General features: G+C 39.1%; 17 protein-coding genes. 1 reads left to right on the top strand and 16 read right to left on the bottom strand.

Translation table 11 applies throughout. From position 1 onward, the window contains the following. Nucleotides 1-51: 51 nt before the first annotated feature. The 7 genes from CYK18_RS08170 to pbp2b form a co-directional block, all read right to left on the bottom strand. A complete protein-coding gene (locus CYK18_RS08170; RefSeq protein ID WP_101786063.1) occupies nt 52-597 on the bottom strand; it encodes a hypothetical protein in 546 nt (181 codons plus the stop codon). Between the two features lie 97 nt (nt 598-694). Next, nucleotides 695-1,399 (bottom strand): YwaF family protein, encoded by a 705-nt coding sequence (locus tag CYK18_RS08165; protein ID WP_101782315.1) that lies wholly within the window; start codon nt 1,397-1,399, stop codon nt 695-697. 90 nt (nt 1,400-1,489) lie between these two features. Continuing rightward, entirely contained in the window at nt 1,490-2,101 is a 612-nt protein-coding gene (locus CYK18_RS08160) for an NUDIX hydrolase N-terminal domain-containing protein (protein WP_101782316.1), read from the bottom strand. Beyond that, on the bottom strand, nt 2,091-3,461 hold the full coding sequence (locus tag CYK18_RS08155) for a UDP-N-acetylmuramoyl-tripeptide--D-alanyl-D-alanine ligase (RefSeq protein WP_101782317.1): 1,371 nt from the start codon (nt 3,459-3,461) through the stop codon (nt 2,091-2,093). The genes CYK18_RS08160 and CYK18_RS08155 overlap by 11 nt, the downstream gene beginning before the upstream one ends. Before the next feature lie 84 nt (nt 3,462-3,545). Then, a complete protein-coding gene (locus CYK18_RS08150) occupies nt 3,546-4,589 on the bottom strand; it encodes a D-alanine--D-alanine ligase (protein ID WP_101786061.1) in 1,044 nt (347 codons plus the stop codon). Nucleotides 4,590-4,764: 175 nt separating this feature from the next. Continuing rightward, nucleotides 4,765-5,361 (bottom strand): recombination mediator RecR, encoded by a 597-nt coding sequence (recR, locus tag CYK18_RS08145; protein ID WP_000966754.1) that lies wholly within the window; start codon nt 5,359-5,361, stop codon nt 4,765-4,767. 10 nt (nt 5,362-5,371) lie between these two features. Further along, the gene (gene pbp2b, locus CYK18_RS08140) at nt 5,372-7,429 is read right to left on the bottom strand and encodes a penicillin-binding protein PBP2B (protein WP_101786059.1); all 2,058 of its coding nucleotides are present in this window, start codon (nt 7,427-7,429) and stop codon (nt 5,372-5,374) included. A gap of 193 nt (nt 7,430-7,622) precedes the next feature. Here pbp2b and CYK18_RS08135 point away from each other — a divergent pair, with 193 nt between their 5' ends. Beyond that, nucleotides 7,623-8,474, top strand: coding sequence for a MurR/RpiR family transcriptional regulator (locus CYK18_RS08135; protein WP_061645779.1), 852 nt, complete (start codon nt 7,623-7,625; stop codon nt 8,472-8,474). Nucleotides 8,475-8,535: 61 nt separating this feature from the next. Here the strand turns inward: CYK18_RS08135 and CYK18_RS08130 are convergent, their stop codons facing one another. From CYK18_RS08130 to CYK18_RS08090, 9 genes are all read right to left on the bottom strand, one after another. Beyond that, complete coding sequence (locus tag CYK18_RS08130; RefSeq protein WP_000384864.1) at nt 8,536-8,886, bottom strand: type II toxin-antitoxin system RelE/ParE family toxin; 351 nt, start codon at nt 8,884-8,886, stop codon at nt 8,536-8,538. After that, entirely contained in the window at nt 8,876-9,163 is a 288-nt protein-coding gene (gene relB, locus CYK18_RS08125) for a type II toxin-antitoxin system RelB/ParD family antitoxin (RefSeq protein ID WP_101782320.1), read from the bottom strand. The genes CYK18_RS08130 and relB overlap by 11 nt, the downstream gene beginning before the upstream one ends. A gap of 238 nt (nt 9,164-9,401) precedes the next feature. Then, the gene (locus CYK18_RS08120; RefSeq protein ID WP_101786057.1) at nt 9,402-10,298 is read right to left on the bottom strand and encodes an ROK family protein; all 897 of its coding nucleotides are present in this window, start codon (nt 10,296-10,298) and stop codon (nt 9,402-9,404) included. Between the two features lie 17 nt (nt 10,299-10,315). Then, entirely contained in the window at nt 10,316-11,233 is a 918-nt protein-coding gene (locus tag CYK18_RS08115) for a dihydrodipicolinate synthase family protein (protein WP_101786055.1), read from the bottom strand. A gap of 68 nt (nt 11,234-11,301) precedes the next feature. Beyond that, nucleotides 11,302-12,405: a Gfo/Idh/MocA family protein gene (locus tag CYK18_RS08110; RefSeq protein ID WP_000241736.1), complete on the bottom strand. Its 1,104-nt coding sequence runs from the start codon at nt 12,403-12,405 to the stop codon at nt 11,302-11,304. Between the two features lie 12 nt (nt 12,406-12,417). Then, nucleotides 12,418-14,511 (bottom strand): neuraminidase NanB, encoded by a 2,094-nt coding sequence (gene nanB / locus CYK18_RS08105; protein WP_101786053.1) that lies wholly within the window; start codon nt 14,509-14,511, stop codon nt 12,418-12,420. 16 nt (nt 14,512-14,527) lie between these two features. Further along, nucleotides 14,528-15,361 (bottom strand): carbohydrate ABC transporter permease, encoded by an 834-nt coding sequence (locus CYK18_RS08100; RefSeq protein ID WP_000730332.1) that lies wholly within the window; start codon nt 15,359-15,361, stop codon nt 14,528-14,530. Then, nucleotides 15,361-16,245: a carbohydrate ABC transporter permease gene (locus tag CYK18_RS08095; RefSeq protein ID WP_000237988.1), complete on the bottom strand. Its 885-nt coding sequence runs from the start codon at nt 16,243-16,245 to the stop codon at nt 15,361-15,363. Before CYK18_RS08095 ends, CYK18_RS08100 begins: the two co-directional genes overlap by 1 nt. Nucleotides 16,246-16,323: 78 nt before the next feature. Beyond that, entirely contained in the window at nt 16,324-17,661 is a 1,338-nt protein-coding gene (locus CYK18_RS08090) for an ABC transporter substrate-binding protein (RefSeq protein ID WP_000738774.1), read from the bottom strand. Nucleotides 17,662-17,665 lie beyond the last annotated feature (4 nt).

The following is a 17,665-nucleotide window of genomic DNA, read 5'->3' as shown; positions in this document are numbered from 1 at the left end:
AGCCAACCTTTTTCTTGAAAATGAGCCATAAGATTGTAACTTTCATAGCCTCTATCCATGATAACAAGAGCTTTCTCGAAAGGGAGAATCCTCCATCATCTGAATCAGAGCTAAGCGCTCATGTTGTGCATGTTTGTCTTGAATAAAAACATCTCGATACACTCCAGTCGTCAAGTCGTATAGGGCATTTATATGCATGAGATTATAGGATTTAACATCCGTTTGGGTTTGGATAGAGGTTTCTGTATCCATGGGATTTCGAGGAATACAGATATCACTCCCATCTGCAGCGAATATTGGAAAATCAGTATTAAGTGGAATAGGTGCTGTAAATTCTTTAAATAGGGCATAGAACGCTTCAGGTTTTATCTGATAGCGTCTTTGAACAAAGGCTGAATTTGAAACTGTCAGTTTGGCATCTAGTAATTCTTTTGACAAGGATTTTCCTCCCATTCCCAGAATGGTACGAATCATAGTTTCTAGTGATAAACTTCTTTTACGAGTAAAGGCCTGTTCATCTTGTTTGACGAACTCAACTTTTTGACCAATGATACTCTGAATACTATTATTCAAGTGGGCTTTTATTTGTTTTATCATGGAAAATCCCTCCTTAACTATAAGTTTATCACATAAAAAAGAAACCCAAATACAGAATTGTATTTGAATTTCTTAACTTAATGACATTGGCTCATTTCTAAGCTTTCTTTGCAATCATTTTCTCTGCTTCTTGTTCTAAAAATAGTTCCAAGATTTTCTTGGTCAACATAATCGCCGCTGACAAGGCCAGAGAAACGATTAAATAATTGGCTACTAAGCCGTGGTCTCCAACCAATGGCGGTTTTGTCAAAAATCCATAATCTCCACCTGTTACCAAATTGACCACAAAAATCAAGGCATTTAGTGCAAAGGTCATGAGAAAAATTCTTTTCACATCTAGCATTCTCGCATCGTACTGTCTCAAGAGATAAACCAGTGAGTTCCCCAAGAGAGCTAAGTGCCCAAAGATAAAGGACAAAATGGCAATATGTGGGAAAGGATAGGGATCTGGCACTGGATAAACAAAGGCAGCTAATGTCCCAAATGTTCCTAGTAATGCAAAATACTGCCTATATTTAGACTGACCAGGAAGCAAGAGCACCACAAACATAGCCATACGGCAATGGTAAAAGGGTAAACTTTCTGACAGTGGCATATGATTGACCCCATACCAACCATAAAGAAGGATTAACTGAACGGCCTGCAAGATTTGGAAAAATCGTTGGTAAACCTTCTTTTCACGATAACGATAGGCTGTATAGAAGGTCAAGGCCAAGAGTGTAAATATACTGACATACCAATAAAGATCAAACTTGGGTGGCTCTGTTGCTTGGGTCGTAAAGAAAATATCCCATAAATTCATCTAGTCTTCCTCATGATTCAAAATTTTCCTGCATTTTATTATACCATGCTATTTGTCAAAAATGAATTTAGAAATACGATAATCATCTTCTTAATCAAGATATTGCTCCCTCTGACCTTGATAAACCTGCCAAAGAATCTCTATTTGCTCCTTGGTAATGCGTTTTTCAGATAAGGCTGGCAGTTGGTCAATGGCAAAAAATTGAAGGTCAGCAATTTCTTGATTTTTTTGGAATTGTCCATCAAGAAGCTTACATTCAAAAATAAACTTTGCATATTGCTTGCTCTGTAGTTGGAAACGATTTGTATCAAAAACAGCTAGTAGTCTTTCTACTTTAGCTTCAAAACCGGTTTCTTCTTCAATTTCCTTGAGAATATTTTCTGTTGGAGAATAGCCGACTTCACCAAAGCCACCTGGCAAAGCCCAATCATTCTCTCCTTGTCCCCTAACCAGACAAATATTTTCGTCCTCAACAATCCAAGCACGGACGTCCATTAACGGAGTCGCATAAGCAGAAGTTGGCTTCAAGACTTCTGCCACTTCTTCGGAATCAAGGTTTGATGCCTGATTCAACATTTCAGATAAAAGGCCTCGCAAGTCTTCGTAGCGCTCACGGTCGAAAGGATCTTTTGTAAAGGTTAATCCAGTATCTGTAAGGGCAATCATTCTTTGAAGATACTTGGCAAAATCACTAGCATTCATTTTCTAAACTTTCTACCAGCTTAGCTAGATTCATGGAGTTAGAGCCCTTGAGCAAGATTTGATCATTAGCTCCTAGACTTTCCTTGACCTGCTTGACTAGGTCTTCAAATTGGTCTTGGTCTTCTGTTTTCTTGAAGTAGTAAACGTGGCCAATTGGGAACATTTGACTGGCCAATTGGGCCAATTCAGCAATGTCTTCTCCATAGAAAATAACGGTATCCAGCACATCTGGCGAAAGACTCAAAATCATCTGGTTATGAAGTTGAACAGACTGGTCACCAAGTTCCTTCATATCCGCCAAGACAGCGATTTTTTTGCCACCTTCATTGGCTGGAATGGCAGAGAAAGTCTCTAAAATCAGCTTCATAGCAGTTGGATTGGCATTGTAAACATCTGATAAGATATCTGCTCCATTGGCTGCTTTCTTCCATTCGGTACGGTTACGCGTCAATTCAAGATTTTGGAAAGCCTTATGAATTTGCTCCTCTGAAACCCCTTCTTGTAGGGCAACATAAGACGCAATCATAGCATTGGTGGCATTGTACTTACCAGTCACTGGCAAATCAAGGGCTTGCTCCAAGAAATTGGCCTTAAAGGTCAAGCTATCCTTACGCTCAACCAAGTCGGTAATTTCCAACTCTGCTCCTTGGCCAAAACGAACTACCTTTTTATAAGTTGGCAAGTAGTCCTCTACAATTGGGTCAGCTGGCGTCAAGAGCAAGGAATTCGAAGCCATGCCATCTGCAATTTGCATTTTCCCTTTAGCAATTTCAGAACGGTCTTTGAAAAATGCCAAATGGGCCTCTCCAACCAAGGTCACGATGCCTGTTTTTGGATGAGCCAATTTAGACAAGAGATGAATATCTCCCAAGTGATCCTGCCCCATCTCCAAGACCAACTTTTCTGTTCCTTCAGGCATATGGAGAACTGTGTAAGGAAGACCAATCTCATTATTGTAGTTTCCTTGTGTTTTGTAGGTCTTGTAGGTTGTTGATAGCAAGTGCGCTAACATATCCTTGGTCGTTGTCTTGCCATTTGAACCTGTGACAGCAAAGACATCAACATCCATTTTCTCAAGATAGTAGGATGCTAGGGATTGAAAGGCAGCCAAAACGTCATCTACTAGAATGTAGGGATGATTTGCGACCTCTTTCTCAGACAGGGTTGCAGCAGCGCCATTTTCAAAAGCTGTTTCGATAAAGTCATGACCATCACGCGCACCTTTTAGGGGCACAAACAAGTCCCCTGTAGTAATCAAACGACTATCAAACTCTGCCTTTTCTAACTGGGTGTCCTCAAAAATGCTGATATCATTTTTAGCTCCTACAACTTGAGCCACTTCATGAATTGTTAATTTCATTTCTACTCCTTTAAAAAGGGTTGAAATCCGAGAACTAAAATCACCTTGCAGTGATGGTTCTGGCTTCTACCCTCTCTTTCATTTTTATAGCAAATGCGCTTCGCGCTTGTCAAAACTTTCCTTGGCAAGGTCAACCAAACGCTCGATTAGTTCTGGGTAGCTGATTCCCATATTGTCCCAAAGTAGTGGATACATAGACCACTGGGTGAAACCTGGCATGGTGTTGAGCTCGTTTAGGAAAATCTCTCCCTTATCTGTATAGAAGAAATCGCAACGAGATAGACCCAGGCCACCAATGGCACGGAAGGCCGTTTCTGCATTTTGACGCATGACAGCTACCACATCATCACTGATTTTAGCTGGGATATCCATGGTAATCTTGTTGTCAATATACTTGGCATCGTAGTCATAAAAGGCAACATCCTTGACTACTTCTCCTGGTAGCGTACTCTTGACATCGTAGTTGCCCAAGAGACCAACCTCGATTTCACGAGCATTTACCCCTTGCTCTACCAAGACACGGCTGTCATATTGGAAGGCAAGTTTCAAAGCTTGACGGAGTTCCTCTTGATTTTCAGACTTAGAAATACCGACACTTGAACCCATGTTTGATGGTTTTGTGAAGACTGGATAAGTCAATTTTTCTTCAACTTCAGCGATTTTAGCAGTCACATCATCGCCTTCGACAATGGCCACATAAGGAACTTGGGCAATCCCGACAGATTCTAACACACGTTTGGTCGTGATTTTATCCATGGCAAGACTGGATGACAAGATATTACAGCCGACATAAGGCATTTTCAAAACTTCCAAGAATCCTTGAACAGAGCCATCTTCTCCCATCGGCCCGTGAAGAACTGGAAAGACAACTGCCCCTTCTTCGTAGATGGCACTTGGTGCAACTTTCTTATCCCAATCAATGGTTTCATTGGTCATGAGACGGTCTTCTTGCCCTGGAGTCTGGCTAAATTCCTGCGTTTTGATAAAGTCACCTGACTGGCTGATGAAGAAAGTCTTGACTGTGAAACGGTCATAATTGACCGCACGCATGACACTTTCAGCTGAAAGGACAGAGACTTCGCGTTCTGCACTCCGTCCACCGTATAAAAGAATAATCGTTTGTTTCATATTATTTGTCCTAATTCTACTAGAATACTCGCTCTTTAGTATATCATATTTGCTTGGTTTTTTAAAACTTGAACCTGACACTACTCATCACACTATACAAAAAGAGGCCGATAGGAACGATTTTCAGCCTCCTTGATTTTTTATAAATGAATGGAGTTCGTAAATTTGTCTACACTTACAACTCTGTTCGATTTTCAATCGCCCGTAAGAGGGTCACTTCGTCCGCATACTCGATATCTGCTCCCACAGCAAGGCCTCGTGCCAGACGCGTAACCTTGATCCCAGCTGGCTTGAGTAAGCGGGAAAGATACATGGAAGTCGCTTCCCCATCTGCTGTGGCATTAGTTGCTACGATTACTTCTGAAACCTCACTATCCATCAGACGAGTCATGAGACTCTTGAGATTGATATCGTCTGGACTGATACCATTCATGGGGGAAATGAGGCCATGCAGGACATGATAGAGTCCATGGTATTCTTGGATATTTTCCATGGCCGCCACATCCCGACTATCCTCTAGCACCAAAATCGTTGTCTGGTCACGAGTCGGATCGGTACAGATAGAACAAGGATCATCGTCTGTCAAACGTCCACAAATAGAACAGTAGGTCAATTCTCTCTTAGCAGAAAGGAGATTTTTTGCAAATTCATTGACATCATCATCAGACATCCCAATCGTATAAAAGGCCAGACGCGTAGCCGTCTTAATCCCGATACCTGGTAACTTGGAATAACTGTCAATCAGCTTAGCAATAGGTGTTGGATACAGCATAAATTCCTTTCTAATTCATTGGATGGTATTTTTGATACAGATTGATAATGTCACGCGCAATGGAAGGCCCTACACCATTTGTTAGATTGGTATTATGAGGAAAGACCACTGCAACAGCGATTTGGGGATTATCAGATGGGGCATAGGCCACCGCATTGGTATTGGTTGCTTGCTGACCATCTGCCACATAGCTTTCGGCTGTACCCGTTTTTCCGCTAATGGATACCAAGGCACCATTTGAAAAGGCACGTCCAGTTGTCAATCCGCTAGTCCCATGAGCAACCTGATAAAAACCTTGGTGCAAGACACTCATATCGGAGTCGGATATATTGACCTTATTCATCTCTGTCGGTTGCAGTTGCTGAATCAAGTCGCCCAGTCCTCCCTTATCATTATTACCATAAATGCCTTCAACAATACGAGGAGCCACACGAACACCATCATTTGCAATAGTTGCTACATACTGAGCCAACTGCATCGGCGTATAGTTATCAAACTGCCCAAAGGCATTGGTAATGAAATTGGCAAAGTTATACTCTTTGGGAATAAATCCAGTAGATTCATCTGGTAGGTCAATCCCAGTCGCAGACCCCAAGCCATATTCGCCAAAGGTTGAACGCAATTTACCCATAGCAGACTCTAGATTGCTGGTGCCGACAAACATATTTGGTTGATAGGTTTGCCCCATAAGACCTAAGGCTGTTTGGACCATATAAGCATTGGATGAATACTCCAGAGCTTGAACCGCCGTAATCGGCATTGGCACAGAAAAGGCAGTATACCAAGAATTAATTGGAGCTGAACCTTGGAAGACAATCGGTTGGTCTGTCAAGGTCTGGTTCCCTGACAAGACTCCATTTTCCCAACCAGAACTAATAGTTGCCGCTTTTACAACCGAACCTGGGACAAAGACATTGGTTATCGTTCCCAAGGAATCCGATGTTAACTCGTCTGTTTTCAAGTCATGTTTGATCCCTGACATGGATAAAACAGCACCTGTTTTGGGATTAAGGGCGACTGCATACACGCCTTCAGAATACTTGGCCCCACCATTTCCCAACTCTGAATTGAAATAACTTTTCAGCAAGTCATCCACGCTATCTTGGAAAGCTAAATCAATGGTCAGTTTAATATTATTCCCTTTGGTACCATCTTCGATATTTTCGACACTTTCCATGTTTCCGTACTTATCTAGATGAATTTCCTTCACCGAGCGTTTACCTTGCAAGGTTTCCTCGTATTGCTTTTCTAGGTAAGAGGTCCCAACACGGTCATTTAGAGAGTAACCTTTTTTAAGATAAGCATCTGCTTCTTCCGCTGGGAGACCAGCTTTTTCACTCGATACACTACCTACTATAGAAGAAAGGGAAGTCTCTAAAACTTTTCGATCCCACGAAGTTGAGATACTGATGCCGGGTAATTGTTTCGAAGCAGAGGCAATCAGAGCAATCTGGGTATCCGTCAGAGCATCTGTCACAATGGTTCCTGTCGCAAAGTTTCCAACGGCATTTAGCTGACTAAAAAGATAGATTTCTTTCTTTTCATCCTCTGTATAGTTTAGTTGACTCGTTTGGACACTATCGACCGCATTGTTATACAGTTCTGATTCGGATAGGCGATTGCCATCTGAATCCAAGCGTTTCTCACTTGGGAGAGCCTCCACTGTTTTTTTATAGATTTCAGGATCAGCCAAATAGTAATCAGCCAGCTGGCGTTCTGTCAAATTTGGCGAACTGATGCTCACATATCCCAGCAACTGACTAGCGATTTCTTTCAGGTCTTTAGCCGTCATTTTATTACTACGCGTAAAGGAAACAACCTGCTTTAACGTATTTTCTACCAAAGGTTTTCCACTAGCATCATAGATTTCCCCACGGGCAGAACTGGTTGTGACCTTGGTCTGACTAGCTGAGGCTAGCTTTTTTTCGTAAAAATCCTTGTTCAAAACCTGCATATAAAGCAGGCGACCAATAATGGTCATAAAGAGTAAAATGACAATTGAAAACAATAAATTAAGCCGAATCGGAATCGAATGGCTGTTAAATTTTCTCATACAAATCAGTCTCATTTCTAACTTAAAATCTTACTCTTCATTGTACCATAATTTGAGCAGAAAATTATGGAAAAGCAAGAAGCTTTTTTTCGTTTTTACAGTAAGATACGTTTTTATTTATTCATCCCTATATTATATGTTATAATGAATGTAAAAGTTCAATAATCTAGTCTTTTTCCAATACGACTCATTTAAAGGAGCCTTCCCTATGGACAAACCAGATATCGCAACTGTCATTGATTCACATTTTGAAGAAATGACAGACCTAGAGCAAGAAATCGCTCGCTATTTTTTACAAGCAGAAACCATTCAAGATGACCTTTCCTCCCAACAGGTCACTCAAAAATTACATATCTCTCAGGCTGCACTAACTCGCTTTGCTAAAAAGTGTGGCTTTACTGGCTACCGAGAATTCATTTTCCAATACCAACATCAGGCAGAAAATCAAGCCAACCAAGTCTCCAAGCACAGTCCACTGACCAAACGAGTCCTCAGAAGCTATAGCAATATGAGAGAACAAACGCAAGACTTGATTGACGAAGTCCAACTAGAACGAATTGCCCAGTTAATCGAAGATGCTGAGCGTGTCTACTTCTTCGGAACAGGGAGTTCTGGCCTCGTAGCTCGTGAAATGAAATTGCGGTTCATGCGTCTGGGTGTGGTCTGCGAGGCCTTGACTGACCAAGACGGTTTTGCCTGGACAACCAGTATTATGGATGAGAATTGTCTAGTACTCGGTTTCTCACTTTCTGGCACAACTCCCTCTATTTTAGACAGTTTATTAGACGCTAAGGAGATGGGGGCAAAGACTGTACTCTTTTCAAGTGTTCCCAATAAAGATAGTCAGGCCTACACAGAGACTGTTCTTGTAGCCACCCATAGCCAATCCTCCTACATCCAACGAATATCCGCTCAACTTCCTATGCTCTTCTTTATCGATTTGATTTATGCCTATTTTTTGGAAATCAATCGTGAAAGCAAGGAGAAAATCTTTAACAGCTATTGGGAAAATAAAAAACTCAATGGCTATCGTAGACAAAAACGTGTAAGAAAATCCTAGTTTGGCTGAGTCAAACTAGGATTTTTATTCATCACTAAACATACCTCTTCAAGATTATGAATCAGTCGTATCTTGACTTAGTCTTAAATAATTTCATGTAATCACTTTTTGAAGGGAGTAAATAAGCAAGTCTGACGGTATCCTCAACAATTGTATATAATACGATGTAATCCTTACTCAAGGTCAATCCTCGCGTTTGGTAGCGAGGGTCTAATTTCTTACCAAATTTTTCATCGGCATCAAATCCAGCTTGAGGGAAAATTTCTAGACGATTAATATCTTTTCTGATACTCGCCACTTTTCGTCTCGCAGCCTCTACAGAACCGATTTCCTCTGCTATATACTGATATATTTTATCCAGACTATCAATCACTCTAGGAGAATACAAAATCCTATATTTTTTATAATCCATAGCGTGTCACGACATCCTCATCTGTCAAGTAATTTCCAGCCTCAATCTTGGCATAACTTTCTTGAACTTCTGCTTGTAATTGTCTAAACAAATACTCCTTCTCTAATTCCTCTTCATTAAGTAAATCTACTTCATTTGTTACAGCAACATTCTTTAAAAATAATCTAAGTGCCGATGAAAGAGAGAGATTTTTTTCTTTTAACACTTCCATGGCATCATTTACTAATTCTCTATTAGCTTGGAAGGTCACAATTTTACTTGAATTCGCTATAGACATTTTATATAACTCCTTTATATATTTTCTTTATTATCTCACAATTATAAAGAAAGTCAAGGGAACTTGATTAGAAAATCCTAGTTTGGTTAAACCAAACTAGGATTGTTTTGTATTGATACTCTTCGAAAATCTCTTCAAACCACGTCAGATTCGCCTTGCCGTAGATATATGATTACTGACTTCGTCAGTCTTATCTACAACCTCAAAACAATGTTTTGAGCAACCTACGGATAGCTTCCTAGTTTGCTCTTTGATTTTCATTGAGTATAAAATGATAATAAGCACCCAACATACCTGCTGTATTTTGATGATGAGCAAATTCTAATCGTGTTTTTTCAGCTAGACTTGGTACCAAGGCCGCCTTCAAGGCTGTGCGGATCTTTGGTTTGAGGATTGCCTCTTGTCCCATAATACCACCACCGAGAATAACCACTTCTGGATTGGCAACATAGCAAATATTTGCCAGACCTTTCCCAAGATAATCTACCATGCGGTCAATGCCAGCCATACAGATCTTGTTTCCTTCAGTAGCTTCCTTGAAAATGCGTCGGCCATTCCACTGATCAACTGAGTCACTATGAGCTGCTGCCACATATTCTACCAAGGCTGTCGTAGAAGCCAAATCTTGGAAAGCTCCATCCTGCATGTGCATGTAACCGACTTCGCAGGCTGAATTGCTAAATCCATGGAAGACTTTCCCATCCATAATCAAGCAACCACCGATACCTGTTCCAATGGTCAAACAAAGTGTCACACTCGCTCCCTTGCCTGAACCAGATACTGCCTCAGCAAGACCTGCGCAGTTGACATCATTTTCAATTTCGCAAGGAATCGCAAAGCTAGTCTCGATTTCCTTTTTGAACTGGGTTCCTGCGTAGTTAGGAATTTGAGGACCAGCATAGAAGATTTCACCCTTGTCAGGATCCACCATTCCTGCAGAAGAAATAGCAACACCTGCTACTGGACCCTTTTCTAAATAGCTGGCAACGATATCTTTTGTCTTTTGTAAGATATGGGGGCCACCCTTATATGCCTCAGTTGGCATTTCATGCGATTCAACAAGTTGGCCTTCTTGGTCAATCAAACCATATTTGATGTTGGTTCCGCCAATATCAATTGCAACGTAGTGTGTCATAAATACCTCCTTATGGATTAGAGGAAGCGCTCCTTGGTTTCACGAATCAAGGCTGCAGCTGCTTCTACAACTGGGCGATCTTCTTCGGTTACTGGTGTCAATGGTGAACGAACTGAACCAATGTTCAAGCCTTCATTGATCTTCAAGACTTCCTTAATCACACCGTACATATTTCCATGTGCAGCAGTGAGTTTACCAATGATAGCGTTGATAGCATACTGTAATTCACGCGCTGTTTCCAAGTCTTTGTCAGCAATCAACTGATTGAGTTTCAAGAAGAGTTCTGGCATAGCACCATAAGTACCACCGATACCTGCTTTTGCACCCATGAGACGACCACCTAGGAACTGTTCATCTGGACCGTTAAAGACGATGTGGTCTTCGCCACCAAGACTGACAAAGGTTTGGATATCTTGAACTGGCATAGAAGAGTTCTTCACACCGATGACACGTGGATTTTTCAACATTTCTGTGTAAAGGCTTGGAGTCAAAGCAACCCCTGCCAATTGAGGAATATTATAAATTACGTAGTCTGTTTTTGGAGCTGCAGAACTGATATCGTTCCAGTATTTAGCAACTGAGTATTCTGGCAAGCGGAAGTAAATCGGCGGAATCGTTGCAATAGCATCTACACCCAAGCTTTCTGCGTGGCGAGCAAGTTCCATACTGTCTTTGGTATTGTTGCAAGCAACATGGGCAATAATAGTCAACTTACCTTTGGCAACTGCCATGACTTCTTCCAAAATCAACTTACGGTCTTCAACGCTTTGGTAGATACATTCACCAGAAGAACCATTGACATAAAGACCTTGAACACCTTTATCAATGAAATATTGAACCAAAGCACGCGTACGCTCTGGACTTACTTCTCCTTGATCATCATAACATGCGTAGAAGGCTGGAATGACACCTTCATATTTTTTAAAATCTGACATAGATTTTCTCCTAACTTATTTCCGAAACGAGGGGAGAAAATAAATTTTTCATCCCCTTTACATTATGTTTATTTTACAATTTCTGACAATTTTACTTTGCGATCTTCAAACATAGACTGGGTACAAGCATCTGCAGTAGCAATTGCTTCTAGAGCAGCTTCACCTGTCAATAGTTTTGCAAATTCTTCTGATACTGGAGCTCCTTGCATAATCTCATGCAGATAGCGCATTTCTTTATCAATGACAGATGATAGCCATAATGGAGTACGTTTACCTGGTTTACCATAAGCAATTGCTCCGTCCATCTCTGTACTATGATAGATACGAGTACGATCATCATCTTCTTCTTGAGATTCGTGAATCAAGAAATAGCTTTCTTGTCCATCTAGCTTAAGAGTTCCTTTACAGTTGAATAAGTCTAAGCGGATAGCACCTTTCGTTCCTTGAATCAAAACATAATGTTCACCCCAACGATAAGCTGAACCCCATTCTAACAAGGCAAAACGCTTATTAGAAAATTCCATATTGACAAAAATCATATCATCTTCATCACCGAAATTTTCACCTTCATGGGCTACATTTCCACCTGTCATGGTTACAGTTTCAGGCATGCCACCCATAAGGAATTGAACACAATCCAACTCATGGATGTGGTGATACAAGTGACCACCTGATTTTTCACGAATTTTTTTCCATGATACTGACGGTTGTTGTTCTTCCCAACCATTACGAGCTGTGTGACAATATAGAACGTCTCCGATGACTCCTTGATTAATGAGTTCTTTTGCATGATGGACACCATTGAAGAAGTTCATAATATGTCCTGCCATAAAGGTTACATTGTTTTCTTTACATGCATCTACCATCTCGCGACAATCTTGATAAGAAAGCGCAATTGGTTTTTCACAGAAAACATTTTTACCATGTTGTGCGGCCTTGATAACTGGTTCTTTATGAAGATTATTTGGAGTTGCGACAATAACACAATCTACTTCATCGCTAGAAACCAACTCATCTAGGGAACTTGCTACTTTTGCTCCCAACTCTTCTGCAATCGCCTCTGCATTATCTGGGTCATAGAGAAGAGTAATCTCTGCTCCATCATTCTTTTGCATATAACGAGCCAACTCAGCTCCAAAATATCCTGTTCCAACAACACCGTATTTAACCATGTTTTTTCTCCTTTATTTTGTTAAATCATTAATTTCCAAATCTATGTACTGAACTACATTACTTAAATGCAATTCATTTCTCGACCATGAATCATATTTTTCAAATAATACACCTATGTGATGATTTGGCAATTCTGTAATCGCAGAATATGCATAACCATACGAAGGCAAATCAATGTCATAGTGGTACTTCCAATCAATACTATCATCTTCTTTATTGACTAAACCGACAACTAATTGGCCTCCCTTACGGCCATTTTTAGAATTTGGTGTACTCAAAATGACTGCTTCTTTTCCATCAATTAATTGAGAGTATTTAATTGCAGATACTTGTGTACCATATGAAGTTTGTTGAATTCCATCGATATACGAAACTTCTGACCATGTTTCTCCAGAATCTCTACTAGTCATATAGGCAATCTTACCTGTAGTAGTTCTAAAGAATGTTCTAATCACACCATCTCTCATTTCAACCATTTGCGCTTCTGCTGTCGCATTCTTAAACGGAATTGAAGCTGAGGATTTCTTCCATGTTTGACCACTATCATCAGAAATGAGATAAGTTAGTTCGCCACTAGTATATGTTGCAAAAATTAATCTATTACTTGATTTTAATGCTAAACCTTGTCCGGGACATAAGTAAGTTCCATTATGTTTTTCTCCTAAGAACGGAGGCAATAACTTAAATTGTTCCCAACTCTCTCCTCTATTCTGACTAGTTGTCATTGCTATATAATTAGTAGGAGTCACTTTAAATAACGAATCTTTATAGAAAACATTCATAGGAACCTGTTTTCCATTATGCCTTTCTCTTAGAGAGCCACTATCAAAATCAACCGAATATTGTTCGACTGTTAAAGACTTTCCTCCCTCCAAAACTTCATACTTATCATTTATAGTATAATTTGTAGGTTTATTAGTTGTTTCATCATAAACGACACCATTTTCTCTAACTGTATAACGGAAATCGTTATCTCCATTCTTCTTTAGTTTTAAATAATAATGACCATTTATTTCTTTAAAACCTGAGTCGGCTTTATTTGCATTATTATTTCCAATACCCGCAGGCATAACATCAGCTAGTAATATCGTTTTCCCAGATTTTTTATCTTCAACAATGGATGAATCTATGAATGAAGCACTTCCACTAATTTGACTATTCTTTAATTTATTGTCTCGTGGCCAGTAAACTAACTGCTCCTCATAGTCATTAAACTTCATAGCAAAAGTTGGCTCACTCCACGTTTTCCCATTATCATCACTATAAGCAGTGGCGATATTAATCTTACTTTTAGAATCATGAGTCCCACCATAACGTGCATCAATACTTGATAGAACTCTTCCACTACTTAATGTATATAATGTCGGTATTCTAAAGTAGTTAGCTTGAGTAGAATCTCCTGATTGGAAAATTAACTGAAATGGATTTGACAAGGGAATAGTTGAAACTTCCTGATCACTAATTGCTTTATTAAATAGACTGATTTCATCAATACTTCCTTTTGCGAGGTAATGATCCTTGCCTTCACGATTAACAGAACCTAGTGTTGCCTTATCTATACCATTTATATTTGAAATTGGCAAAAATGTATCAACTGTTTCAGAAAACACTTCTATCCCATTAACATACATTGTGTATGTCTTATCTTTAGAATCAGATACAAATACTAGTGTATTTTCAACTGCCTGTCCTTTATGCTTTCCCCATAATGAAGCTGGTCTAGAAAATAAATAATTTATTCCTTTTTGGGCGTCTCTTATTTCTACACCTATCTCACCAGAATCTCTCATGAAAATTGAAAAGTAATTATTTTTAAAGCCTGCTTTACTATTAGATAGGCCAAACAAAGCTTGAAGCGAGTTTGGTTTATCTGCTTTAAATTTCATTACTACTGTCTGACTCTCTCCAGACAATTTATCTAATAACAAAGGGCTGATATCTATACTCTTATTGTTCAGTTGATATGAACTTCCTTGAAAAATAGGAGATATAGACAGTTGACCATAGTTTAATTCATTCGCATGAATCAAAGTGGGTACTCCCATTAAAAGACTAATTCCTACAACAGAAATTCCTAGTTTTGAATAAAGACCTCTCTTATTCATTTTTTCCTTCTTTCGTTTACTTCACAGATCCTTCTGATAATCCACTTGCAATCTTATTTTGGATAATAGAGAAGAAAATAATTGATGGAAGAACCACAATAACAGATGCTGCCATCATATCTCCCCAGTCTAAAATTTCTGAACCGTTAAGAGATCGAAGAGCTACTGCTACTGTCATCTTTCCTGTATTGTTAATCAAAATTAAAGCATACAAGAATTCATTCCAAGCATTGATAAATGTATAAATAGCTGTTGCTACAATACCTGGTGCTACAATCGGTAGCACAACTTTATAAAATGTAACAAATTTATTTGCACCATCAATTCTAGCTGCTTCTTCAATTCCAATTGGAACTGTTTGGAAAAATCCAACTAAGAGCCAAACTGCATATGGAACACTAAAAGATAGATAAACCATCATCAAGCCAAATAAACTATTTGTTAATCCAACTTTAGCAATGGCAATTGAATAGGGAATTGCTAACAAAATTGGTGGGAAAATGTAGGTAATGACAAGTAATCTCGACATGATTGCTCCCAATTTAGGGAAGAATCGAACAATACCATAGGCTGCCATAGCAGAAATAATAATCGCAATAACGGTTGTAGCTAAGGCAATGATTAAACTGTTTCGAATGTTATCAATAAAGTGCAAATCGTTGATAACATGAGTGAAATAATCTAATGTAAATTGTTCAGGCCAAAATCGTGTTGGATACTGAGTTAATTCCCCTTTACCCTTGACAGAAGATATGATAATCCATACCAATGGGAAAATTGCAACGATGGTCGCACCAATCAAGAGTACATGTGAGAGAATATCTAAATAAATACCGGATTTCTTCTTCATTATTTTCTACCCTCCTTTTCCCACTTACTGATGATAGCAAAGTAGATAAAGCAAATTGCCACCAAGAAGATAAAGAGCAATACTGTAACTGCTGAAGCACGACCCAACAATTTAGTTCCCCAACCTAGGTTGTAGGCAAAAATTGGAAGCGTCGTTGTAGCATTGGCTGGTCCACCACCTGTAATTAGGTAGATAATGTCAAAGTTATTAAAGATCCATACAGTTCTCAAAACAACTAGAAGCCCTACAACCACTTTAATATGTGGAAAAACGATAAATTTGAACACTTGCCAACTTGAAGCACCATCTATCTTAGCAGCCTCAAATTGTTCTTCTGGTACTGTTTGCAAAGCTGAAAGCACATTAACCATAATCATCGGCGCTCCAAACCAAATGTTGATAAACACCAAACATAGGAATGCCCATGTACTATCTGTCAAAAATGCAGGCGTATGTTCCATTAAACCTAATTTTACGATTAGATTAGGTAAGTAGCCATAAACCCCGTTTAGAATCCACTGCCAAGAAAAGGCAATAACGATTGTAGGAAATGCCCAAGGAACAATCAATAAGGTCCTATATAATTTCTTGAAGTGGCGTACTCTGTGAAGAGCTAAAGCCAATACAAACCCTACTAAAACTTGACCAACTAATGAGAAAACGGTCCACTTAATTGAATTAAAGAACGCATTAAAGAAGTTGGGATCTGATAGCACAGCTTTATAGTTAGCTAAACCAACAAATTTATAATTAGGCATAATCAAATGCTTATTGGTAAAGCTATAAAAAATACTCGAGAAAAACGGATAAACAAAGAGTAATCCTACGATAATCATAGCTGGCAAAACAAATATCCAGCGAGTTAAATTACGTTCTTTAACCATTCTCCTTCTCCCTTCTTTTACAAGATTGGGCTAGGGCTTTTCAGCTCACTAGCCCACCTATTTTCTAGTCTTTTACATCTACTGAGCAGCCTCAAATAAATCGTTTAATTGTTTTTCTGCTTCTTTTGCTGCTTTCATAGGATCTGTTCCATTTGAAATGATATCTTGGAACATTTGTTCAATAATGTGTTGGTTAGTCAACATACCAGCTTGTACACTTGGTCCATTTTCATAACCAATAGCAGTACCTTTTTTAACAGCTTCAGTAATTACTTCTTCAGCATGTTTAAATTTCTTACGAGTTTCATTTTCTTTATAGGCTGCAGAATCGCTAATCCCCTTAATAGTTGGCAACATACCTACTGGAGTTGAATCAAGGAATTTAACGTAGTCTTCTTCATTATAAAGTGATTCTAAGAATGCTTTAGCAACTTCTGGGTGTTTTGAATTTTTCCAAACAACCATTGGAATGTTTGAGGTTTCAATTCCTTGGTCCTTATCAGATTCTTTGATTTTTGGAATAGGATAAGCATCAATTGAATCAATCAGTTGAGGACTGTTGGCATTAATCCCTCCAATATGGAAGCCAGAGTTAAAGTCAAATGCTGTTTTTCCTTGATAGAACAAGGTAGCTTGTTGAAGGACATTAAAGTTCAAAGAATCTTGAGGTGAAATTTCTTTATACATTTTAACCCAGTATTTAATACCATCTTGAGCAAGTTGACTTGTCAAATCTGCTTTAAGATCTTTTGTTAAGAGACTTCCACCACCACTACGTACGTAGAAGTTCAAGAAACGTGTTGCCATTAAGTCATTTGTTCCAAACGGAACAGACAAGCCATAAACTCCAGCTTCTTTCAATTTTTTAGAAGCTTCATAGAGTTGATCCCAAGTTTTAGGAACCTCAATATTATGTTCTTTTAACAAATCTGTCCTAACCCACATGACTTGTGCATGTGAATAAAGAGGAACAGAGTAGTAATCATCTCCGATTTTTGCCTCATTTAAGGCAGTTTCGTTAAATTTATCCTGTCCAATACGCTTGATAGAATCGTTTAGCGGAACCAAAGCATCTGAGTTTACCATTTCCATTACTTGGTTAGGAAGAGCTGTACTGATATCTGGCACATTCCCATTTGCTAAACCTGTAGTCCATTTAGTATAGAAGTCATTCCAAGAGAATGTTTCAATCTTGATTTTCGTTTTTGGATGCTTTTGCATGAAAGCATCTGCTGATTTTTGAATACTTTCTAAACGTGGTCCTTGAGTAAAGGAGTGCCACATTGTAATCTCACCAGATAATTCTGTCGGTGGTTCAGTACTAGTTGTAGCTTCTTTTTTTCCTGAACAAGCTACCAAGGCAACGGCTGCTAGCGCAACTCCAGCTAGACATAAAAACTTTCTCATTTTTTTCATTGTT

Source organism: Streptococcus mitis, from assembly GCF_002860865.1.
GTDB lineage: Bacteria > Bacillota > Bacilli > Lactobacillales > Streptococcaceae > Streptococcus > Streptococcus mitis_AT.
Note: the sequence above shows the minus strand (reverse complement) of the source record. Positions and strands in the feature narration are given on the sequence as shown.